This is a genomic window from Streptomyces sp. NPDC003036 (assembly GCF_040611175.1).
Taxonomy (GTDB): Bacteria; Actinomycetota; Actinomycetes; order Streptomycetales; family Streptomycetaceae; genus Streptomyces.
The window spans coordinates 53,252-76,026 of the sequence record NZ_JBEXNO010000034.1 but is presented as its reverse complement, the minus strand read 5'-3'; the positions used below and the strand labels follow the sequence as shown (position 1 = coordinate 76,026).

Genomic DNA, 22,775 nt, shown 5'->3' with positions numbered 1-22,775 from the left:
CGGCCGGGCGCCGCGCCCGGCGGCTCCGTACCGCCCTCGGCAAACCGTTTCACGGGCACGGGGCCCGGCCCCATAGGATTGGGCCAAAACCATCACACTCACCCTGAGGATCGCTGCATGCCTGGCATCACGCGCGAGGAGGTCGCCCACCTCGCCCGGCTGGCGCGTCTGGAACTGAAGGGCGAAGAGCTCGACCACTTCGCCGGACAGCTCGACGACATCATCGGCGCGGTCGCCCGCGTCTCCGAGGTCGCCGACCAAGACGTACCGCCGACCTCCCACCCGCTGCCGCTGACCAACGTCATGCGCCCGGACGAGGTCCGTCCTTCGCTCACCCCCGAGCAGGCGCTCTCCGGCGCGCCCGCCCAGGAGCAGCAGCGTTTCAAGGTGCCGCAGATCCTGGGGGAGGACTAAGACCATGACGGACATCATCAGGCTCACGGCCGCCGAGATCGCGGAGAAGATCGCCTCCGGCGAGCTCACCGCCGTCGAGGTCACCGAAGCCCACCTCGCCCGGATCGAGGCCGTCGACGAGAAGGTCCACGCCTTCCTGCACGTCGACCGCGAGGGCGCCCTCGCCCAGGCCCGCGCCGTCGACGAGAAGCGCGCCAAGGGCGAGAAGCTCGGCCCCCTCGCGGGCGTGCCCCTCGCGCTGAAGGACATCTTCACCACCCGGGACATGCCGACCACCGTCGGCTCCAAGATCCTGGAGGGCTGGCTCCCGCCGTACGACGCGACGCTCGTGCAGAAGCTGCGCGCCGCCGACGTCGTCATCCTCGGCAAGACCAACATGGACGAGTTCGCCATGGGCTCCTCCACCGAGAACAGCGCGTACGGGCCCACCGGCAACCCCTGGGACCTCACCCGCATCCCCGGCGGCTCCGGCGGCGGCTCCTCCGCCGCCCTCGCCTCCTACGAGGCCCCGCTCGCCATCGGCACGGACACCGGCGGCTCCATCCGCCAGCCCGCCGCCGTCACCGGCACGGTCGGCGTCAAGCCGACGTACGGCGGCGTCTCCCGCTACGGCATGGTGGCGTTCTCGTCCTCCCTCGACCAGGGCGGCCCCTGCGCCCGCACGGTCCTGGACGCGGCGCTGCTCCACGAGGTCATCGGCGGTCACGACCCGCTCGACTCCACCTCCATCGACGCCCCGGTCCCGCAGGTCGTCGAGGCGGCCCGCAACGGATCCGTGCAGGGCATGCGCGTCGGCGTGGTCAAGCAGTTCCGCGGCGAGGGCTACCAGGCCGGCGTGCTCCAGCGGTTCGACGAGTCCGTCGAGCTGCTCAAGGAGCTCGGCGCCGAGATCGTCGAGCTGGACTGCCCGTCCTTCGACCTGGCCCTCTCCGCGTACTACCTGATCGCCCCGTCCGAGTGCTCCTCGAACCTCGCCCGGTTCGACGGCCTGCGCTACGGCCTGCGGGTCGGCGACGACGGCACGCGCTCCGCCGAGGACGTCACCGCCCTCACCCGCGAGGCCGGCTTCGGCCCCGAGGTCAAGCGCCGCATCATGCTCGGCACGTACGCGCTCAGCTCCGGCTACTACGACGCGTACTACGGCTCCGCGCAGAAGGTCCGCACGCTCATCACCCGGGACTTCGAGAAGGCGTTCGAGCAGGTCGACGTGATCGTCTCGCCGACCACGCCCACCACCGCCTTCCCGATCGGCGAGCGCGCCGACGACCCGATGGCGATGTACCTCGCCGACCTGTGCACCATCCCGACCAACCTGGCCGGCAACGCCGCCATGTCGCTGCCCTGCGGCCTCGCCCCGGAGGACAACCTCCCGGTCGGCCTGCAGATCATCGCCCCCGCCATGAAGGACGACCGCCTCTACAAGGTCGGTGCGGCCGTCGAGGCCGCCTTCGTGGCACGCTGGGGCCACCCGCTGCTGGAGGAGGCTCCGTCGCTGTGAGCGCACTGACCAAGGCCAAGGGCTTCAAGAAGTCCAAGACCGGTACGTATCTGTCCATCGGCACCACCGCGTTCGGCGCCGTCAGCGTGGTCAAGCAGCTGCGCAAGGCCCGCGGTGAGAGCGACACGCTCCTGCTGCTCGACGCCGTCGTGTCCGCCGCCGCCATCGCCACCGGCCTCGCCATCCTGCTGCGCGAGCTCAAGCGCGCCGGTGACGACGACGTCCTGCTGGGCTGAGAGGGAAAGTTTCACCGTGACCGTCATCACCGAACTGGTGCCGTACGAGGACGCCCTCGCCGCCTACGACCCCGTCATGGGCCTCGAGGTGCACGTCGAGCTCGGCACCAGGACCAAGATGTTCTGCGGCTGCTCGACCGAGCTGGGCGCCGACCCCAACGCGCAGACGTGCCCCACCTGCCTCGGCATGCCGGGCTCGCTGCCGGTGGTCAACGCCACCGCCGTCGAGTCCGCCATCAAGATCGGCCTCGCCCTCAACTGCGAGATCGCCGAATGGTGCCGCTTCGCCCGGAAGAACTACTTCTATCCGGACATGCCGAAGAACTTCCAGACCTCCCAGTACGACGAGCCGATCGCCTTCAACGGCTACCTGGACGTCCAGCTGGAGGACGGCGAGGTCTTCCGCGTGGAGATCGAGCGCGCCCACATGGAGGAGGACACCGGCAAGTCGACGCACGTCGGCGGCGCCACCGGCCGTATCCACGGCGCGTCCCACTCCCTGCTCGACTACAACCGCGCCGGCATCCCGCTGATCGAGATCGTCACCAAGCCGATCACCGGCGCCGGTGAGCGCGCCCCCGAGGTCGCCAAGGCGTACGTCGCCGAGCTGCGCGAGCTCATCAAGGCGCTCGGCGTGTCCGAGGCCCGCATGGAGATGGGCCAGATGCGCTGCGACGTGAACCTGTCGCTGCGCCCGCACGGCGTCGAGAAGTTCGGCACCCGCAGCGAGACCAAGAACGTCAACTCGCTGCGCTCCGTGGAGCGGGCCGTCCGCTTCGAGATCAGCCGCCACGCGGGCGTGCTGAACGCCGGCGGCACGGTCATCCAGGAGACCCGCCACTTCCACGAGGAGGACGGCTCCACGACCTCCGGCCGCGTGAAGGAGGAGGCCGAGGACTACCGGTACTTCCCGGAGCCGGACCTGGTCCCCGTCGCCCCGTCCCGCGAGTGGGTCGAGGAGCTCCGCCAGGGGCTGCCGGAGCTGCCGCGCGTGCGCCGCAACCGGCTGCGCGAGGAGTGGGGCATCTCCGAGCTGGACATGCAGGCCATCCTCAACGCGGGCGCGGTCGACCTCATCGTCGCCACGACCGAGGCGGGCGCCCCGTCCGACCAGGCCCGCAAGTGGTGGATGGGCGAGCTGGCGCGCAACGCCAACGAGTCCGGCACCTCCCTGGACGCGCTGCCCATCACCCCGGCGCAGGTCGCCCGCATCACCGAGCTCGTCACGTCCGGCGACCTCAACGACAAGCTGGCCCGCCAGGTCATCGAAGGCGTGCTCGCGGGCGAGGGCGACCCGGACACCGTCGTCGAGAAGCGCGGCCTGAAGGTCGTCTCCGACGAGGGCGCCCTGGGCGCGGCCGTGGACGAGGCGATCGCGGCCAACGGCGCCATCGCGGACAAGATCCGCGGCGGCAAGGTGGCCGCGGCCGGCGCCCTGGTCGGCGCGGTCATGAAGGCCACGCGCGGCCAGGCGGACGCGGCCCGCGTGCGCGAGCTGATCCTGGAGAAGCTCGGCGTGACCGAGGGCTGACCCGCCCCGGCCGCCTTCGGCGACATCGCCCCGGCCCCCGTACTCCCGCGCGGAGTACGGGGGCCGCGGCGTGTTCGCCCGAGGAAGAGAAGCGGCCCCCTGCCGCCGGGGGGAAGAGCGGCAGGGGGCCGTCGGTGAGGGACGGATCGCCGTCCCAGAGGGGGGTGCCGTGCTTGTGCCCCGCATCGCGCGGCTCATGCCTGCGCCGCGCCGGTCTTTCTTCCTTGCCCTGCCGTCGACTCTCCGACGTGTGTGTCCGCCGGAGCGGGGCATACGGCGGAGCGGAGGTGGAAAACAATGGTTCCCTTGCTTCTCGTTCTTCTTCTCGCACTGCTCCTTTTCGGTGCGGGATTCGCACTCAAGGCCCTGTGGTGGATAGCCGTCATCGTTCTCGTGGTGTGGCTGCTCGGTTTCGTGATGCGTTCCACTGGACCCAGCGGAACGCGCGGGCGCTGGTATCGCTGGTAGGCGGTCCCGGTGGACCCGGAAAAGGAGCTGCTGAATGGGCTGACCGTCGATGACAGCCGGCCCGAGCAGCCCATCCTGCTCGACGGGGACGGGCGACCCATCCGTACCTGGCAGGAGAACTACCCGTACGACCGCAAAGTGCGTCGCGCGGAGTACGAGCGCACCAAACGCGTGCTGCAGATCGAGCTGCTGAAGCTCCAGCGGTGGATCAAGGACACCGGCGGGCGGCTGGCCGTGATCTGCGAGGGCCGGGACGCCGCGGGCAAAGGCGGGACCATACAACGGTTCATGGAACGCCTGAATCCCCGCGGCGCCCGGGTCGTCGCCCTGGACAAACCCACCGAGAGGGAGGCCGGACAGTGGTATTTCCAGCGTTACGTGTCTCATCTGCCCGGCCCCGGTGAGATCGTTTTCTTCGACCGGTCCTGGTACAACCGGGCCGGAGTGGAAAAGGTCATGGGGTTTTGCACGCAGGAGCAGTACGAACTGTTCCTGCGGCAATGCCCCCAATTCGAGCGGCTGCTGGTGGAGGACGGAATCCTCCTGGTGAAATTCTGGTTCTCGGTCTCCCGCGCCGAGCAGCGGACGCGTTTCGCGATCCGCCAGGTGGATCCCGTACGGCAGTGGAAGCTGTCGCCGACGGATCTCGCGTCCCTCGACCGGTGGGACGACTACACCGAGGCGAAGGTCGCCATGTTCCGGGCGACCGACACGGAGGAAGCGCCGTGGACGGTCGTCAAGAGCAACGACAAGCGCCGGGGGCGGCTGGAGGCCATACGGCACCTGCTGTGGCGAATCGACTACGACCGCAAGGACCCGGAGGTGGTCGGAGAGCCCGACCCCTTGATCATCGGGGCCGCGGACACGCTGCTGGAGCCGGGTGAGGAGGACAGCGCCCTGTCGCCCACGCCACTGGCGGACAACATCAGTGGGCCGGGCGAGCATCCGCCGCGCTGAACCACGCCGAGCGGGAACGCGAGGGCCCCGCCGCTCCGGAAGGCGGAGCGGCGGGGCCGTCAACCGGGACCGGTTGTCGTCCCGTGGGGGGTGAGGTGCTCCTGCCCGGCGCCGCGTGGATCATGCCTGACTGGCGTGTACTGGCCAGCGAGCGCCTGCGCCGGCTCGGCTGCGGCGGGCAGTGGCGCGTCGAGCCGCGCCAATGGTCCGGTGCGGAACCACCCGCCGCCCCGCTCCTTCGGGCCTCCCCGGCCTCCGTCCCGTCCTTGGACTTCCCTCGCGACCTGTTGGACGTTCACCTTCCGTCCCTCCCGGGGCCTTCCCAGTGCCACGTGGCCTCACTACCGTCCGGCCCGTACCACCCAATGGCTCGCACCCGGACCATTGGGCGACCACGGGACGTCGACTGGGAGGTCGGGCTTGTCACCGGAGAACCCGCGGGGGATGTCGCGCAGGAACGTGCTCGCGCTCGGGGGAGGCGCCCTCGGTGCCGCCGCCGCCGTCTCGCTCCTGCCGCCGTCGTTGCGAGCCGCGCTCGCCGCCGAGCCGGCCGCCGGCGGGCTGCGCGCCGTGAAGCACGTGGTGATCCTGATGCAGGAGAACCGTTCCTTCGACCACTACTTCGGCACCCTGCGCGGCGTCCGCGGTTTCGGAGACCGCAACGCCGTCGAACTGCCCTCTGGCAGGCCGGTCTTCGAGCAGCCCGCGCCGCTCGGCGGCACCGTGCTGCCCTTCCCCGTCCGGGACGCCGCCGAGGCGCAGAAGAAGGACCTCCAGTACATCGGCGACCTCGACCACTCCTGGAGCGGCGGAGCCAAGGCCTGGCGCGACGGCTGGATGGACGGCTGGGTCTCGGCGAAGACCGCCGCCACCATGGCGTACTACGACCGGCGCGACATCCCGCTGCACTACGAACTCGCCGACACCTTCACCATCTGCGACGCGTACCACTCCTCCATCCACACCTCCACCAGCCCCAACCGCAACCACCTGTGGTCCGGCTGGACCGGCTTCGAGGCCGACGGCTCGCGCGCCGTGACGAACGCCGCGTACGCCGAGGGCACCCACCCCGGCTACCCGTGGCCGACCTACGCGGAGCGCCTGGAGGCGGCGGGCCGCACCTGGAAGACGTACACGGAGTGGGAGAACTTCACCGACAACAACATCGAGTTCTTCACCTCCTTCAAGAAGATCGCGCGCAAGGCGCTGGCGGCCACCGGCGGCCACACCTACATGGAGTCCTTCTACGCGGCCGTGCGGGACACCGAGGACGCCGCCGAGCGGGCCCGGCTGCTCGCCGCCCTGGAGGACGGCGTCGCCACGCTCGATCCGCGGGAGCGCTCCCTCTTCGAGCGCGGACTGCGGCGCGTCGAGACCGGCACGCTCGCGGACGCCTTCCGGGGCGATGTGGCCGCCGGCGCGCTTCCCGAGGTCTCCTACCTCGTCCCGTCCGCCGTCGACTCCGAGCACCCCGGCTCCTCGTCCCCGATCGCCTCCGCCACCCTCGTCTACAAGGTGCTGGACGCCCTCGCCTCCCACCCCGAGGTCTGGCGCCACACCGTCCTGCTGATCAACTACGACGAGAACGACGGCTTCTTCGACCACGTCCCGCCGCCCGTGCCGCCCGCCGACGACCCCGACGAGCGCTGGAAGGGCCTGCCCACCGGGCTCGGCATCCGCGTGCCGCTGCTCGTCGTCTCGCCCTGGACGGTGGGCGGCTACGTCTGCTCCGAGGTCTTCGACCACACCTCGGTGATCCGCTTCCTGGAGCAGTGGACCGGGGTGGAGGAACCCAGCATCACCCCCTGGCGCCGCCGGGTCACCGGCGACCTGACGTCCGCCTTCGACTTCCGGCGCGGCCGGCCCCAGCCGGAGATCGACCGGCCGGGCGCCATCCCGCCCTTCACCGGCCGCTGGCGGCCGCGGCCCCCGCTCGTCCAGCACATGCCTGTACAGGAGCCCGGCACGCGCCCGGCGCGCCCGCTGCCGTACCAGCCGGACGCGTACGGGCGGGTCGAGAGCGGCGCTCTCGCCGTCACGCTCAGCAACAGCGGCACGGCGAGCGCGCCCTTCGCCCTCTATCCGTACGCGGGCGAGTTCGCCACCCCGCAGCACCGGGATGTAAGGGGCACGGCGCAATGGAGGGTGCCCCTTACCGGGCCTCCCCGGGGACGCCTACCGCTTCACGATCACCGGCCCCAACGGCTTCCGCCGCGAGTTCGAGGGCCCGGCCTCCGGCGGCGCCGAGGTCACCTCGCACCTCGACCCGGCCGACCGCGACGTCCACCTCACCCTGCGGAACACCGGCAGCACCCCGGCCGCCTTCACCGTCCGGCCGCTCGGGTACGTCGACGAGGCCGACCTCGGCGACTGGACCCGCACCCTCACCGTGAAGCCCGGCCGCAGCCGTACCGTCGTGCACTCCGCCGCCGACGCGCACGGCTGGTACGACATCGAGGTCACGGGCCCCGACGGCTTCCGGCGCCGCCTCATGGGCCACATCGAGAACGGCCGCGCGAGCGTCTCGGGCTGACCGGTCCCACCCCGTACGTGGGCTTGCTCACAGGCCGCGACCCGGCGCTGTGAGGAAGCCCACGAAACGGACAAACGATCACTTTAGGCTGCCAGAGTGACTATCCGAAGGTCATGCGTTCTTTGCGGGCAGTTCCCGATAAAGAGCTGGAACCACTCAGGGAGCGAACCCGTTGGCAGCCCTCGCACGGTGGTGCATCAACCACCGCCTTGTCGCCGTCCTGCTCTGGCTCCTCGCCTTCGGCGGCGTCACGGCGGGCGCGAGCGCGGCAGGCCCCGCGTACTCCAACGACTACGGCGTCCCCGGCACCGAGTCCGGCCGCGCGGCGGCGCTCCTGGAAGAGGGCTTCCAGAGCGCCGGCGGTGACGGCGACACCATCGTCTGGCACACGGACCGCGGCAGCGTCCGCGCCACCGCTCTCGAACAGCGCATGACCAGCATGCTGGACGAGGTCGCCCAGCTCCCCGGCATCGCCGACGTCATCGGCCCGTACGGCGCCGCGGCCGGCCAGATCAGCGAGGACGGCCGCACCGCCTACGCCACCGTCATCTTCGACCGGCCCGTCGACGACATCCCCAAGGAGCAGGCCCAGGCCGTCGTCGACACCGCGCGCGAGGCCGCCTCCGACGGCGTCCGGGTGGAGCTCGGCGGCAGCGCCATCGCGCTCACCGAGGCCCCCACCTCGCACACCGCCGAGATGGTCGGCGTGGCCGTCGCCGCCGTCGTCCTCTTCCTCGCCTTCGGCTCGCTCGCCGCCAGCCTCCTGCCCATCGCCACCGCGATCGTCGGCGTCGGCACGGCGTACGCGGGCATCGGACTGCTCGGCCACGCCATGACGGTCGCCGACTTCGCCCCCATGCTCGGCATGCTCGTCGGTCTCGGCGTCGGCATCGACTACGCGCTCTTCATCGTCACCCGGCACCGCAAGGGCCTCAAGCGCGGCCTGTCGGTCGCCGAAGCCGCCGAGAACGCCGTCGCCACCACCGGCCGGGCCGTCGTCTTCGCCGGCGCCACCGTGTGCATCGCGCTGCTCGGCATGCTCATCCTGCGGCTCGGCTTCCTCAACGGCGTCGCCATCGCCGCGTCGCTCACCGTCATCCTCACCGTCGCCGCCTCCATCACCCTCCTGCCCGCACTGCTGTCCTTCATCGGCATGCGGGCCCTCTCGCGCCGCGAGCGCCGCCGCCTCGTCGAGCACGGCCCCCAGCCGGAGCTGCCCACCGGCTTCGCCGCGCGCTGGTCCGCGTTCGTCGAACGCCACCCCAAGCTGCTCGGCTCCCTCGCCGCCGTCGTCATGCTGGTCCTGGCCCTGCCCACCTTCGGCCTGCACCTGGGCACCTCCGACCAGGGCAACAACCCGGCCGGCACGACCACCCGCAAGGCGTACGACCTCCTCGCCGAAGGCTTCGGCCCCGGCATCAACGGGCCCCTCACCCTGGTCGCCGAGCTCGACGGCGCCGACGACCGGATCGCGCTCAGCCAGCTGCCCGAGGTGCTGCACGCCACCCAGGGCGTCGAGGCGGTCAGCCCGGTCGCGTACAGCGGCAGCGGCCACACCGCCGTCCTCACCGTCGTACCGGACTCCCCGCCGCAGTCCCAGCGCACCAGCGAGCTCGTCGAACACCTCCGCGACGAGGTCCTGCCGCGCGCCGAGCACGGCACCTCCCTGGAGGTGTACGTCGGCGGCGTCACCGCCGGCTACGACGACTTCGCCCAGGTCATCGTCGGCAAGCTGCCGCTCTTCGTCGGCGTCGTCATCGCGCTCGGCTGCCTGCTGCTCCTGCTCGCCTTCCGCTCCCTCGGCATCCCCCTCAAGGCCGCCGCGATGAACATCGCCGCCGTCGCCGCCGCCTTCGGCATCGTCGTCGCGATCTTCCAGTGGGGCTGGGGCAGCGAACTCCTCGGCCTCGGCCGGGCCGGCCCCATCGAACCCTTCCTCCCGGTGATCGCCGTCTCGGTCCTCTTCGGACTCTCCATGGACTACCAGGTCTTCCTGGTCAGCCGGATGTACGAGGAGTGGCTGGAGACCGGCGACAACCGGCGCGCCGTCCGCGTCGGCCTCGCCGAGACCAGCAGGGTCATCAACTCCGCGGCCGTCATCATGATCGCGGTCTTCCTGGCCTTCGTCCTCTCCGGCGACCGCGTCATCGCGATGTTCGGCATCGGCCTCGCCGCCGCCGTCGCCCTCGACGCCTTCGTGCTCCGCACCCTGCTGGTCCCCGCCCTCATGCACATGCTCGGCGGCGCCAACTGGTGGCTCCCGCGCTGGCTCGACCGCCTGCTGCCCCGCATCAGCATCGAGACCCCCGAACGCCGCGGCCCCACCCACACGAAGATCGCCGGCCAGCGCGCGAGCGAGGACGGGGAGCTGGTGCCGTAACGCCTCAGCCGTCCGAGCCACCCTCACGGTTCAGGATGCGATGGGCGGCCGCCGGCCGCCGGCCAGCGGTCCTTGCGGGCTTTCGCCTCGTGCAGCCGGTCGGCGTTCCGCTGGATCAGACGGCGCTGGATACGGGTCTCGGCCGCTGCCCATACCTTCACCAGGTTCGTCGACCTCTGGCAGGCCACGTCGGCGCGTGCGGTGGCGCGCTCGGCGGGTGTGGGTTCGGACGTCTTCCAGCGCTCGTCGGCGGCGGCAAAGGGGTCCGGGTAGTCGAAGCGCGCACATGCCATGCACGCATGCCATGTGCGCAGGGCATCGCGCCTGGCCGGCCTCCCGTCCCCCCACCCCCGCCTTCGGCTCCCTTCTGCGCATGCTGCGCGCCCATGCCCGTACGACGGACCCGGACACCCTCCGAAAGACCAACAGGCCCTGGTGGAACGCGGCCTAAGACGCCGCTCTAAGGCGTTCCCCGAGTGATCCGCTACGGCATAAGGCCCCCCGAGGCCCCAAGATGCGGCACTCTCCCGATGTGGGCCGGCCCCCTGGGGCGCGAGAGTCGAGGCACAGGCGAGCACGCCTCAACCTCACTCAGGGAGAACCGAGATGCTCACGTACGAACCGCACCGCGACCGCCACCGCGAGCTCATCCGCGAGGCCGACGCCGAGCGGCTGGCCCGGGCCGCGCGCAAGGCGCGGCGTACCCCCCGCCGCCGGTCCGGCGGCCACGGCCCCGAGGGGCGGGTGAGTACCGGCGGCGGCGGAGAGCGGGACCGCTTCGCCCCCGCGGCCTGAACTCCCCGCCCCGTGGAGGTGGTCGGGAGGCCGGGCCCCGTCGGGGGATCGGGGCCCGTCCCGGTATGCGGACCCCTCCAGGAATCGGGACCCGCGATGTCACACGCCTGTGCGATGCTCGGCATCGTGGAAAACAGGTCCGTCAGCCCGGTGTTCGTCGGCAGAGCCGGTGAACTGACCGCTCTCACCGAAGCGCTCTCCCGCGCCGCCGCGGGAGAGCCGCAGGCGTTGGTCGTCGGCGGCGAGGCCGGCGTCGGCAAAACCCGGCTGCTGGAGGAGTTCCTCGGCGAGGCGTGCCGGCAGGGCGCCGTCGTCGCCGTCGGCGGCTGTGTCGAGATCGGCGCCGACGGCCTGCCCTTCGCGCCCTTCTCCACCGCCCTGCGCTCGCTGCGCCGCAAGCTCCCCGAGGAGCTGGCCGCCGCCGCCGAGGGCCAGGAGGGCGAGCTGGCCCGGCTGCTGCCCGAGCTCGGCGGCGACGCCTACGGCCACGAGCCGTACAACGAGGACAGCACCGCCCGCCTCTTCGAGCTGACCGTCCGCCTGCTGGAGCGCATCGCCGCCGACCGCACGGTCGTCCTCGCCCTGGAGGACCTCCACTGGGCCGACGCCTCCACCCGCCACCTGCTCGCGTACCTCTTCCGCACCCTGCGCCGCGGCCGGCTCGTCGTGGTCGCCACCTACCGCTCCGACGACATCCACCGCCGCCACCCGCTGCGCCCCCTCCTCGCCGAGCTCGACCGGCTGCGCACCGTGCGCCGCATCGAGCTGTCCCGCTTCACCCGCACCGAGGTGCACCGCCAGCTGACCGGCATCCTCGCCGCCGAGCCTGACGCCGCCCTCGTCGACGACATCTTCGGCCGCTCCGACGGCAACGCCTTCTTCGTCGAAGAGCTCGTCGTCTGCCGCGAGAGCGGCGCCCCCGGCGAGCTCAGCGACTCCCTGCGCGACCTGCTGCTCGTCCGCGTCGAGCGGCTCTCCGAAGACGCCCAGAAGGTCGTCAGGATCGTCGCCGAGGGCGGCTCCACCGTCGAGTACGGGCTCCTCGCCGCCGTCGCCCGGCTGCCGGAGGACGACCTCATCGAGGCCCTGCGCGCCGCCGTCAACGCCAACATCCTGCTCGCCGTCCCCGACGGCGAGGGCTACCGCTTCCGTCACTCCCTCGTCCGCGAGGCCGTCAGCGACGACCTGCTGCCCGGCGAGCGCTCCCGCCTCAACCGCCGGTACGCCGAAGCCCTGGAAGCCGATCCCGCGCTCGTACGCGCCGACGAGCGCACCACCCGGCTCGCCAGCTACTGGTACCACGCCCACGACGCCACCAAGGCCCTCCCCGTCGTCCTGCGGGCCGCCGCCGAGACCCGCAAGCGGCACGCCCACGCCGAGCAACTGCGGTTGCTGGAGCGGGCCATGGAGCTGTGGGACGACGTCCCCGCCGAGGTCCGCGCCTCCCTGCGGCCCATCGACTACGCCGACGCCTACCCCGCCTGCGGCTGCGCCCCCGACTCCTCCCCGCTGAGCTACCTCGACCTGCTCGCCGAGGCCGCCGTCGCCGCCCGGCTGTGCGGCGAGCGTGAGCGGGCCCTGAAGATAGTCAAGCGCGCGCTGCGCCTCCTCGACGGCGACAACGACCACCTGCGCGCCGCCTGGTTCTGGACCGAGCGCTCACGCCTCATCTCGAACCTGGGGCGGGGCGACGGCTGGGCCGAGATCGCCACCGCCCAGGAGCTGGTGCGCGGCCTGCCGCCGTCCTCCGTGCACGCCCAGGTGCTGGCCGTCGCCGCCGGCTGGGGCATGCTGCACGCCCCCGGCCGCGAAAGCCTCGCCGCCGCCGAACAGGCCGTCGAGTACGCCCGGCTCGTCCAGGCCGAGCCGATCGAGCTCAACGCCCGCCTCACCCTCGGCGGCCTCATGGTCGACGCCGGTGACATCGAGACGGGCCTCGCCGAGATGTACGCGGTACGCGACCGGGCCAGGGAGCTGTCCCTGCGCACCGAGGCCGGCCGCGCCTACATCAACCTGGCCTCCTCCCTGGAGGCCGTCGGCCGCTCCCGCGAGGCGGCCCGCATCGGCACCGAAGGCATCGACTACGCCCGTACCCGCGGCCTCCTCGACAGCGAGGGCTGGGTGCTGGGCAACCTCATCGATTCCCAGATCTCGCTGGGCCACTGGGACGAGGCGAGCGAGGGCGCGAGCAGGCTCCAGCGCATCGCCTACAGCCCCAAGCCGCGCGGCAGCGCCCACCTGAAGCGCGCTCAGCTCGCCCTGCTCCGCGGCGAACTGGCCGTCTGCGAGGAGCACCTCGCCCTCGCCCGCGAGGCGTACGGCACGCACGACCCGATGATGCAGTACCTGCTGCCACTGGCCCAGCTCGACGTCGGCCTCGCCGCCGCGCGCGGCCGCCTCGCCGATGTGCGCGCCCGGTTCGCCGACACCGTCCGGCCCGGCTTCCCGACCGCGGGCAGCTACCGGTACGCCTGGCCGCTGCTCCTCACCGCCGCCACCGCCGAGGCGGACGCCTCCGGCCTGCCCGCGGCCGCCGAAGGGCGCCCCGAGGCGCTGGAGCTCATCCGCTTCCATGCCAAGCGGCTCGCCGCGCCCGTCGCCGTGTGGCAGGCGCACGCCCTCTTCCTCGCCGCGGAGCTGGACCGTGCCGAGGGGTGCGTCCGCGCCGAGCGGTGGGCCGAGGTGACCGACGCCTTCGGCCCGCTGGAGCGCCCGTACGAGCTCGCCCGCGCCCGCCACCGCTGGGCCGACGCGCTGCTGGTCGAGGGCGGCGGCCGCGACCGGGCCGCCGAGCTGCTGCGCGAGGCCCACCCGGTCGCCGTCCGCCTCGGAGCCCGCCCGCTGCGCGAGGAGCTCGAACTGCTCGCGGCCCGCGCCCGCCTCCCCCTGACGAGACCCACCGCCGCGGAGCCGCAGGAGGAGCCGGACGCCGGCTTCGGGCTGACGCCCCGCGAGCAGGACGTCCTGCGCCTGGTGGCGGCGGGCCGCACGAACCGCCAGATAGCCGAAGAGCTCTTCATCTCGCCGAAGACGGCGAGTGTCCACGTCTCCAACATCCTCGCGAAGCTGGGCGTCTCCGGCCGCGGCGAGGCAGCCGCCCTGGCCCACCGCATGCGCCTCCTCCAGCAGGCCCCGGCCTGACGCCCGGCGCGCCCGGTGCCTGTCGGCGCGCGTTTTCTCTGCCGTCCCGAACCTTGCGGGTTCAACCAAGGCAGCCCTACTCTCCCGCTAGTAAGCGCTTTCTGTTGTCCCGTATGTGACATGTGCACGACATGCCGCACGGGTCCGCGGTGTCGACCAGGGCGCGCGACGAAGCATTTCGACCAAAGGGACGGGCGAGGATGAGGAAGAGACGAACGACCGCACTGCGACTCTCCGCGGCGCTGGCCACCACGGCCCTCGCGGCCGCGGCAGGTGTGGTGCTGTCGGTACCCGAGGCGTCGGCGGCGACCGGCGGCGCCACCGGCTACGCGACCCAGAACGGCGGGACCACCGGCGGCGCCGGCGGCCAGACCGTACGGGCCACCACGGGAACCGCGATCCACGCGGCCCTCTGCGGCCGGGCCAGCAGCAGCACCCCGATCACCATCCAGGTCGAGGGCACCATCAACCACGGCAACACCAGCAAGGTGTCGGGCACCAGCTGCAGCACCGCCGACGGCGTGATCGAGCTCAAGCAGATCAGCAACGTCACGATCGTCGGCGTCGGCGGAGGCGCCGTCTTCGACCAGCTGGGCATCCACATACGGGACTCCCGCAACATCATCATCCAGAACGTGACCGTCCGGAACGTCAAGAAGTCCGGCTCACCCCTCTCCAACGGCGGTGACGCCATCGGCATGGAGAGCAACGTCCGCAACGTCTGGGTCGATCACGTCACCCTGGAGGCCTCGGGCGGGGAGTCGGAGGGGTACGACGGCCTCTTCGACATGAAGGACAACACCCAGTACGTGACCCTGTCCTACAGCGTCCTGCGCAACTCCGGCCGCGGTGGCCTCATCGGGTCCAGCGAGAGCGACCTCTCGAACGGCTTCGTCACCTTCCACCACAACCTGTACGAGAACATCGACTCCCGCGCACCGCTGCTGCGCGGCGGCACCGCCCACATCTACAACAACCACTACGTGCGCCTCAACGACTCCGGCATCAACTCCCGTGCCGGCGCCCGCGCCAAGGTGGACAACAACTACTTCAAGGACTCCAAGGACGTCCTGGGCACCTTCTACACCGACGCGGCCGGCTACTGGCAGGTGAGCGGCAACGTCTTCGACAACGTGACGTGGTCCAGCCCTGGCACCGACAACAACCCGGCCGGCCCCAACCCCCAGTCGAACACCACGATCGCCATCCCGTACGCGTACACGCTCGACCAGGCCTCCTGCGTACCGGGCGTCGTGAGCCAGACGGCAGGCGCCAACAAGGGCCTGCGGGTGTCGGACGGCTCCTGCTCGCCGCAGAACCCGACCCCGACGCCCACTCCCACTCCCACGCCCACCCCGACCCCGACCCCCACTCCCACCCCGACCCCCACTCCCACCCCGACGCCGACTCCGACCCCGACGCAGCCGGGCGGGACCAACCTCAGCATCGGGGCCGGCTCCGACGGCTCCAGCAAGGCCGACGGGACCAGCTACGGCAACGTCCGGGACGGTGACATGGCCACCTACTGGTCGCCTGCCGGTGCGACCGGCTCCGTCTCGATCAAGTGGGGCTCGCCGACCACGGTGTCCCTGATCACCATCCGGGAGGCGACGGGCGCCACCGGCCGGATCGGCACCTGGCGGGTCCTCAACGCCGACACCGGCGCCGTCCTGGCCTCCGGCAGCGGGGCGGGCGCCATCACCGTGCCCCGGACCTCACTGAGCAAGATCACCTTCGAGATCACCGGCTCGACCGCCACGCCCCGGGTGGCCGAGTTCGAGACCTACGCCGGATAGCGGCACGCTCCCGCCGCCCCGGCCGAGAGGCCCGCGAGGAGAGGCCGCGGGGGAGAGGCCCGGAGGGCGCCCGGTCTCCCCGGTCTCCGGCGCGCGACTACCGGGCCTCCTCCGCCGGGGCATCGACCACCGGGGCATCGACCGCCGGGGCCTCGACGCGGATCGTGACCTTGCCCGAGGAGAGGTCTATCGGTCCGCGCGAGGGGTCGTTGTCCCCGAGGTCCTCGCGGGTGAGCGCGAGGCGGCGCTCCTCGTCGCGGGTGTGCTTGCGTCCCGGTGCGAAGAGCTCCTCCATCAGGTTGAACACTGGCTGCCGCCTCTCAGGTCATCAGGTCACCTCCAGCAGGAGGATCTTGTCGTCGCCCGGCTCCGGCGTGCCCCTGGTGTCCGTCTCGCTCGTGACTAGCCAGAGTCTGTTCCCACCGGCCGACAGCACCGTGCGCAGCCGGCCGTACTCCTCTCCCAGGAACGCCTGCGGCTGCGCGGAAGGTTCCGCTCCGGCCAGCGGGACGCGCCACAGCCGCTCGCCCCGCAGACCCGCCATCCAGACCGAGCCCTCCGCGACGGCGATCCCGCTCGGCGAGGCTTCGGCCGGCTTCCACTGGGCCACCGGGTCGATGAAGCCGGACCGCCCGGCCTTGCCCTCGGCCTCCGGCCAGCCGTAGTTCCCGCCCGGCCGGATCGCGTTCAGCTCGTCCCAGGTGTTCTGCCCGAACTCGGCCGCCCACAGCCGCTTGTCCGCGTCCCACGCGAGCCCCTGCACATTGCGGTGCCCCCACGAGTAGACGACGGAGTCCGCCGAGGGGTTGCCGTGGACCGGCTGCCCGTCCGGCGTCATCCGCAGGATCTTGCCGCCCAGGGACGCCTTGTCCTGCGCCAGCCCCGTCTCACCCGTCTCGCCCGTGCCCGCGTACAGCATCTTGTCCGGGCCGAAGGCGATCCGCCCACCGTTGTGGACCGTCCCCTTCGGGATGCCGCGCAGGACGGTGTCCGGCGCGCCGAGCTGCTGGCCGGCCGGCTTCTTCTCGTCGTACAGCATCCGGGCGATGCGGTTGTCCGACTCGGTGGTGAAGTACGCGTAGACGAGGTGGTCGGAGGCGTACGAGGGCGAGAGCGCGAGGCCCATCAGACCGCCCTCGCCCGCCGGTGCCACCCCGGGCACGGAGCCGAGCACGGTCTGCTCGCCGCTCTCCCCGTCGACGCGCGTGATCGTGCCCTCGTCCCGCGAGGAGACCAGCAGATCGCCGTCGGGCAGCGCGGCGAGCCCCCACGGCGACTTCAGCCCCTCCGCGAGGGTCCGCACCACCTTCACCGTGCCCTTCGCGGGCGGCGCGGCGGGGGACGGCGAGGCGGCGGAACCGGGGGAGGCGGGCGGGGACGCGGCCGGGGACGCGGCGCTCCGCCCGTCCGTCGGGCCGCCCCCGCCGCCCCCCGAACAACCGGCGGTGAACACGAGCGCGGCAGCGGCCGACACGGCCAACACGGCCGTCGCAGCAGGACGTTGCACGGTACGAATCCCTTCGAGAACGGCGGTGCGAGCTGTATGACCTCTTGATACACCGCCCACGCCGATCAGGTTCCCACCGCGTGCGGTCAGTCCCACGAACCCTGCGCCGGCGGCAGCGCCGCGATCTCCGCGAGGTCCCGCGGTGTCAGGCTCAGCGCGGCCGCGCCCGCGTTCTCCACCGCCCACCGCTCGTGCTTCGTCCCCGGCACGGGCACCACGTGCCGCCCCCGCGACAGCGCCCACGCCAGCGCAACCTGCGCCGGTGTCACCCCGGCCTCGGGCCCGCCGTGCCGCGCGGCGACCCTGCGCAGGCCCGCCACCACCGGCTGGTTCGCCGCCATCATCTCGGCCGTGAACCGCGGGTGCCGGGCCCGCAGGTCCTCCGGCTCGAAACCGCCGCCCGGCGTCAGCGTCCCGGTCAGGAAGCCGTTGCCCAGCGGCATCGCCGCCAGGAACCCCACACCCCGCGCCTCGCACCACGGCAGCAGCCGCCGCAGCGCCTCCGGCGACCACACCGACAGCTCCGCCTGCACGGCGCTCACCGGGAAGACCTGCTGCACCCGCTCCAGCTGGCGAATCGTTCCGTCGTAGAGGTCCGCACCCGGACCTCCCGCCCCGCGCCGCCTCGACCGCACCGCCATCGCGCACAGCCCCAGCGCCCGCACCTTCCCGGCCGTCACCAGCTCCGCCATCGCGCCCCACGTCTCCTCGACGGGCACCTCCGGATCGGCGCGGTGCAGCTGGTACAGGTCGATGACGTCCGTCTGGAGCCGCCGCAGCGAGGCGTCGCACGCCCGCCGCACATATCCGGGGCGGCCGTTGGCCACGATGTGCTGGTCGCCCACCAGCAGTCCGCACTTCGTCGACACGAAGGCGTCCGCCCGCCGCTCCTTGAGCACCCGCCCCAGCAGCAGCTCATTGGTGAAGGGCCCGTACATGTCGGCCGTGTCGAGCAGGGTCACACCGGCGTCGAGCGCGGCGTGCACGGTGCGCAGGGAGCGCTCGCCGTGCTGCTGAGAGGCGCTGTACGCCCAGCTCATCGGCATGCAGCCCAGGCCGATCGCCCCGACTTCGAGCGCTGTCGCCCCGATTGTCCTGCGCTCCAACTCCCCGTACCCCCTGCTCGTGCCGTTCCCAAACTAACCTCCTGACCATGACTGCTGACGTGTGGCTCCCCGTTCCTGCCGACGAGATCGACGGCCTGCCCGCCGCCGCCGAATCCGGCCTGACCTACCGGTTCTGGGACGGCGCCCCCGACTACCCGGCCGACCCGGCCGACTGCGCCTTCTACGTCGTCCCGTACATGAAGCCGAGCGAGATCGCGGTGCGCCCGCTCGCCGCCATGACCTCCGTACGCGTCGTCCAGACCCTCTCGGCCGGAATAGACCACGTGGTCCCGGGCCTGGGCTCGCTGCGGCCCGGCGTGGCGCTCTGCAACGCCAAGGGCGTCCACGAGGCCAGCACCGCCGAGCTCACCCTCGCGCTGATCCTCGCCTCGCTGCGCGGCATCCCCGGCTTCGTACGCGGCCAGGACCGGGAGGAGTGGCGGGCCGGTTTCTACCCGGCGCTCGCGGACAAGTCCGTACTGATCGTCGGGTACGGATCCATCGGCGCCGCCATCGACGACCGGCTCGCGCCCTTCGAGTGCGCGCGGGTCATGCGCGTCGCGCGCTCCGCCCGCACCACCGAGCGCGGGCCCGTGCACGCGCTCACCGACCTGCCCTCGCTCCTCCCGCAGGCCGACGTGGTCGTCCTCGCCACCCCGCTCACCCCCGAGACCCGCCACCTCGCCGACGCGGGGTTCCTGGCCCGCATGAAGGACGGCGCCCTCCTCGTGAACGTCTCGCGCGGCCCGGTCCTCGACACCGACGCGCTCCTCGCCGAGACCGAGCGCGGCCGGATCACCGCCGCCCTGGACGTCACCGACCCCGAGCCGCTGCCCGCCGGACACCCGCTGTGGCACGCGCCCGGCGTCCTGATCAGCCCTCACGTCGGCGGCTCCACCTCCGCCTTCATGCCCCGCGCCAAGCGGCTGCTGGCCGAGCAGCTCACCCTCTTCGCCAAGGGAGAGCCCCTGCGGAACGAGGTGCTCACTACCACGTGAACACGCTCCGGAGCGGAACGCGCGCGGTACGCACCCGTAACTCCGATGATCGTCACGGAGCGTAGATAGGCCCTGTCCCTGAGTGACGGATCTGGTGTATCGTCCCGATCTGGGGGCACGCGTCGACACGGAATGACGCAGGGGAGCGACGTGATTGCCGATCAGAATCCGAGGGGGGCGACGGGCGATGCACGGTCGATGGACCAACGAACCGACGCGACGGGGCACTCGGCTGCGATCCCGCCGCACACCGGTCAGCACAGCGGACAGCGCGCCGGCCGGCGCACCGGTCCGCACACCTGCCGGCGCGTCGGCGCCCGCGTCGGCGCCGTTCCGGCCGCCCCAGCGCCGCCCGCTCGCCGGGGCGTTCCGATGAGCGCCCCCGGGATGCTGATCGAGCGCCCGTCCGTCGCCCACGGCGGCGGCCCCGGGCCGGGAGCGGGCGGCGAGCCCGGCGGTGCGGGCAGCCTGCTCTGCCAGTTCGCCCTCGCCCTCGTCTGCGCGGCCTACGCCACCGGCGCCGCCCTCGGCTGGGGCTCCGAGAAGATGGCCCAGGTGATGGGCGACTTCGGCCTCAGTGCCGCCGCCGTCACCGCCTCCGTCTCCTGCTTCCTGTACGCACGCGCGCGGGGCAGCCGCTTCCGCCCGGCCTGGCTCCTGTTCGCGTTCTCCTCCGCCATGGCCGCCGCCGGGAACTGTGTCTGGGGCTGGTACGAAGTCGTCCTGGACCGGCCGGTACCGAGCCCGTCCCTCGCCGACCTGTTCTTCCTGCTCTTCGCGCCGCCCGCCATCGTCGGGCTCCTCGTCCTCGCCAAGCGTCCGGTCACCCGGGCGGGCTGGGTCTGCCTCGCGCTGGACTCCTGGCTCATCGGCGGCTCCCTGCTCACCCTGTCCTGGAGCCTGGCCCTCACGCACACGGCCCGCTTCGACGGCGAGAGCGTCGCCCACGCCGCGCTCTCGCTCGCGTACCCGCTGCTCGACATCGTGCTGGTGAGCATGGTCCTGGCGCTGCACTTCCGGCGCTCGCAGGCCAACCGCTCCGCCGTCCACACGGCCATCGCGGCCCTCGCGCTGACCGTCCTGTGCGACGCCCTGTTCACCTCGCCGCTGCTGCGCGAGAACTACCGCTCCGGCCAGCTGCTGGACGCCGGCTGGTTCGCCGGGTCGCTGCTCCTCGCGTACGCCCCCTGGGGCGCGCGTCGCACCGTCGAGAGCGCCGCACCGCCGCGCGGCCCGCGCCACCTGGGGCACCCGCGCCACCCGGGCCGGCCCATCGCCGGCTCCCTCGCCGCCCTCACGCCGTACCTGGCGGCGGCCGTCTGCACCCTGGGGATCCTCTACAACGTCATCGAGGGCCGCCGCGTGGACCGCGTCGTGGTCTTCACCGGCTGCACCGTCGTCCTCGCCCTCGTCGTACGGCAGGGCATCATGCTCGTCGACAACATCGCCCTCACCCACGAACTGGCCCAGAAGGAGAACCACTTCCGGTCACTCGTGCAGGGCTCCAGTGACGTCATCATGATCGCCGCGCCCACCGGTGTCCTGCGCTACGTCAGTCCCGCCGCGTCCGGGGTGTACGGGCGCGAGGCCGACGAGCTCATCGGCTCGGAGCTCGCCTCCCTCATCCACCCCGACGACCTCGGAGCCGTGGTCCACGAGGTGCGGCGGTTCCTGGCCGCTCCTCCTTCGGAGGAGCCCACGACCCGGATCGAGTGCCGCTTCAAGTCGGGCACCGGCGAGTGGCTCAACGTCGAGTCCACCGTCAACCGCCACCAGGGCGGCCTGATCTTCAACAGCCGGGACGTCACCGAGCGGGTCCGCCTACAGGCACAGCTCCAGCACAACGCCGAGCACGACCCGCTCACCGACCTGCCCAACCGCGCCCTGTTCACCAAGCGCGTCCGCCAGGCCCTCAGCGGCCGCCGGGCCGGCGACTCCGGCACCGCCGTGCTCTTCATCGACCTCGACGGCTTCAAGGGCGTCAACGACCGGCTCGGCCACCAGGCCGGCGACGAGCTGCTCATCCAGGCCGCCCGCCGCCTCCAGGACTCCGTACGGGCCGGGGACACCGCCGCCCGGCTCGGCGGCGACGAGTTCGCCGCCCTCATCCTCGGCGACGGCGGCCACGAAGAGGGCGCTCGCGAGATGCAGGTCCACGAGATCGCCGACCGCCTGCGCCTCACGCTCTCGGAGCCGTACCGCGTCGAGGGCCAGGAGGTGCGCGTCGCCGCCTCCATCGGCGTCGCCTTCGCCGAGCCCGGCATCAGCGCCGGGGACCTCCTGCGCAACGCCGACCTCGCCATGTACCGCGCCAAGGCGGGCGGCAAGAACCGCGTCGAGCTGTACGCCCCCCAGATGCAGGCCGAGGTCGTCCGCCGTACGGCCCTGGCCACCCGGTTGCGCAGCGCGCTGAAGGACGGCGAGTTCGCGCTGCTCCACCAGCCCGTGGTCAACCTCGCCACCGGTCGGGTCGCCGCCGTCGCCGCCCAGGCCCGCTGGCGCTCCGCGCAAGGCATCCTCTTCACCCCGGCGGAGTACCTGCGGGTCGCCGAGGACGGCGAGCGCGCCGGCGAGCTCAACCGCTGGCTGCTCGAAGCGGCCGTCGAGCAGGCCGCCGAGCGCGGCCGCAGCGGCCACCACGTGCCCGTCACCGTCCGCCTTCCGGCCCGGGGGCTGCTCGACCGGTCCCTGCCGCTGTCGACCGTCGAAGCGCTGCTCGGCCGGCACGCCCTGCCCTCCGGCTCCCTGATCATCGAGCTCGCCGACAGCGATCCGCGGCTCTCCTTCGACGAGCTGGAGCACCGCCTGGTGGCCCTGCGCCGCCTGGGCGTACGCATCGCCCTCGACGGTTTCGGCAGCGGATACGCCGCCATCACCGCGCTCCGCCGCCTCCCCGTGGACATACTGAAACTGGACAGAGGTCTGGTCGAAGGTGTGGTCGAGTCACCCCGGCTGCACAAGATCACCAGTGGGCTGCTCCGCATCGCCTGCGACCTCGGCATGCAGTCGGTGGCCGAGGGCGTGGACGTACCGGAGCAGGTGCCGGCGCTGCGCGCGATGGGATGCACGCATGGGCAGGGAATGGCCTTCTCCGGGCCGCTCGACGAGTACCGGCTGCGCCGTGCGCTGGTCCGGGACGCCTTCCCGGTGCCCGGCGGCGGCGTCGGCCTCCCCGTCCTCACCGGCTCCAGCGTGCCCGCGTCCCTGCCCGTCCTGCCCACGGCCCTTCCCTCGATGCGCTCACATAATGAGACGCGCGTCCCACCCACTTGACACTGATGGTGCGCCGGGTGGAGGGTCAATGCCATGCGCACCCGAATTCTCGTACTTGGAAAGCGCGTCGGCTGAGCACGGCCCCTCGACGGCCGTGCGGACCCACACCGGCGCGCTCCCCTCGCTTGCCTCACGGCACGAG

At 72.3% G+C, this 22,775-nt stretch carries 16 protein-coding genes and 1 pseudogene; 13 read left to right on the top strand and 4 right to left on the bottom strand.

Going from position 1 to position 22,775, the window contains the following annotated elements:
• The first annotated feature begins 117 nt into the window (after positions 1–117).
• The 8 genes and pseudogenes from gatC to ABZX67_RS23945 all read left to right on the top strand — a co-directional run bounded on the left by gatC (position 118) and on the right by ABZX67_RS23945 (position 10,017).
• Positions 118–414, top strand: a complete 297-nt coding sequence (gene gatC / locus ABZX67_RS23980; RefSeq protein ID WP_355363428.1) for an Asp-tRNA(Asn)/Glu-tRNA(Gln) amidotransferase subunit GatC — start codon at positions 118–120, stop codon at positions 412–414.
• 4 nt (positions 415–418) lie between these two features.
• Positions 419–1,912 (top strand): Asp-tRNA(Asn)/Glu-tRNA(Gln) amidotransferase subunit GatA, encoded by a 1,494-nt coding sequence (gene gatA, locus ABZX67_RS23975; protein ID WP_355363426.1) that lies wholly within the window; start codon positions 419–421, stop codon positions 1,910–1,912.
• Positions 1,909–2,148, top strand: coding sequence for a hypothetical protein (locus tag ABZX67_RS23970; RefSeq protein ID WP_355363424.1), 240 nt, complete (start codon positions 1,909–1,911; stop codon positions 2,146–2,148). The genes gatA and ABZX67_RS23970 overlap by 4 nt, the downstream gene beginning before the upstream one ends.
• A gap of 16 nt (positions 2,149–2,164) precedes the next feature.
• Positions 2,165–3,679 carry an Asp-tRNA(Asn)/Glu-tRNA(Gln) amidotransferase subunit GatB gene (gatB, locus tag ABZX67_RS23965; protein ID WP_355363422.1) on the top strand — a complete coding sequence of 505 codons (1,515 nt, stop codon included), beginning with the start codon at positions 2,165–2,167 and terminating at the stop codon, positions 3,677–3,679.
• Between the two features lie 297 nt (positions 3,680–3,976).
• Positions 3,977–4,147: a DUF5670 family protein gene (locus ABZX67_RS23960; protein WP_355363420.1), complete on the top strand. Its 171-nt coding sequence runs from the start codon at positions 3,977–3,979 to the stop codon at positions 4,145–4,147.
• 9 nt (positions 4,148–4,156) lie between these two features.
• Positions 4,157–5,104, top strand: coding sequence for a polyphosphate kinase 2 (ppk2, locus tag ABZX67_RS23955; RefSeq protein ID WP_355363418.1), 948 nt, complete (start codon positions 4,157–4,159; stop codon positions 5,102–5,104).
• 444 nt (positions 5,105–5,548) lie between these two features.
• Positions 5,549–7,637, top strand: a pseudogene (locus tag ABZX67_RS23950) (phosphocholine-specific phospholipase C).
• Between the two features lie 172 nt (positions 7,638–7,809).
• The gene (locus tag ABZX67_RS23945; protein ID WP_355363416.1) at positions 7,810–10,017 is read left to right on the top strand and encodes an MMPL family transporter; all 2,208 of its coding nucleotides are present in this window, start codon (positions 7,810–7,812) and stop codon (positions 10,015–10,017) included.
• Positions 10,018–10,040: 23 nt separating this feature from the next.
• Here ABZX67_RS23945 and ABZX67_RS23940 read toward each other — a convergent pair whose 3' ends face one another.
• A complete protein-coding gene (locus ABZX67_RS23940; RefSeq protein WP_355363414.1) occupies positions 10,041–10,310 on the bottom strand; it encodes a hypothetical protein in 270 nt (89 codons plus the stop codon).
• A 313-nt stretch (positions 10,311–10,623) separates the two neighbouring features.
• Here ABZX67_RS23940 and ABZX67_RS23935 point away from each other — a divergent pair, with 313 nt between their 5' ends.
• The 3 genes from ABZX67_RS23935 (at position 10,624) to ABZX67_RS23925 (ending at position 15,749) form a co-directional block, all read left to right on the top strand.
• Complete coding sequence (locus tag ABZX67_RS23935; protein WP_355363412.1) at positions 10,624–10,812, top strand: hypothetical protein; 189 nt, start codon at positions 10,624–10,626, stop codon at positions 10,810–10,812.
• Positions 10,813–10,908: 96 nt separating this feature from the next.
• Entirely contained in the window at positions 10,909–13,953 is a 3,045-nt protein-coding gene (locus ABZX67_RS23930) for an AAA family ATPase (protein WP_355363410.1), read from the top strand.
• A 200-nt stretch (positions 13,954–14,153) separates the two neighbouring features.
• Positions 14,154–15,749, top strand: a complete 1,596-nt coding sequence (locus ABZX67_RS23925; RefSeq protein ID WP_355363408.1) for a polysaccharide lyase family 1 protein — start codon at positions 14,154–14,156, stop codon at positions 15,747–15,749.
• Between the two features lie 97 nt (positions 15,750–15,846).
• On the opposite strand, the gene ABZX67_RS23920 is transcribed toward ABZX67_RS23925, so the two are convergent.
• The 3 genes from ABZX67_RS23920 to ABZX67_RS23910 all read right to left on the bottom strand — a co-directional run bounded on the left by ABZX67_RS23920 (position 15,847) and on the right by ABZX67_RS23910 (position 18,362).
• Positions 15,847–16,056 carry a DUF6191 domain-containing protein gene (locus tag ABZX67_RS23920; protein WP_355363406.1) on the bottom strand — a complete coding sequence of 70 codons (210 nt, stop codon included), beginning with the start codon at positions 16,054–16,056 and terminating at the stop codon, positions 15,847–15,849.
• A gap of 21 nt (positions 16,057–16,077) precedes the next feature.
• On the bottom strand, positions 16,078–17,232 hold the full coding sequence (locus tag ABZX67_RS23915) for a PQQ-dependent sugar dehydrogenase (protein WP_355363451.1): 1,155 nt from the start codon (positions 17,230–17,232) through the stop codon (positions 16,078–16,080).
• Between the two features lie 110 nt (positions 17,233–17,342).
• Complete coding sequence (locus ABZX67_RS23910) at positions 17,343–18,362, bottom strand: aldo/keto reductase (RefSeq protein ID WP_355363405.1); 1,020 nt, start codon at positions 18,360–18,362, stop codon at positions 17,343–17,345.
• A gap of 47 nt (positions 18,363–18,409) precedes the next feature.
• Between ABZX67_RS23910 and ABZX67_RS23905 the strand changes: the two genes are divergently transcribed.
• Both ABZX67_RS23905 and ABZX67_RS23900 read left to right on the top strand, forming a co-directional pair.
• Entirely contained in the window at positions 18,410–19,360 is a 951-nt protein-coding gene (locus ABZX67_RS23905) for a 2-hydroxyacid dehydrogenase (protein WP_355363403.1), read from the top strand.
• 372 nt (positions 19,361–19,732) lie between these two features.
• On the top strand, positions 19,733–22,633 hold the full coding sequence (locus ABZX67_RS23900) for an EAL domain-containing protein (RefSeq protein ID WP_355363449.1): 2,901 nt from the start codon (positions 19,733–19,735) through the stop codon (positions 22,631–22,633).
• The last annotated feature ends 142 nt before the right edge of the window (positions 22,634–22,775 follow it).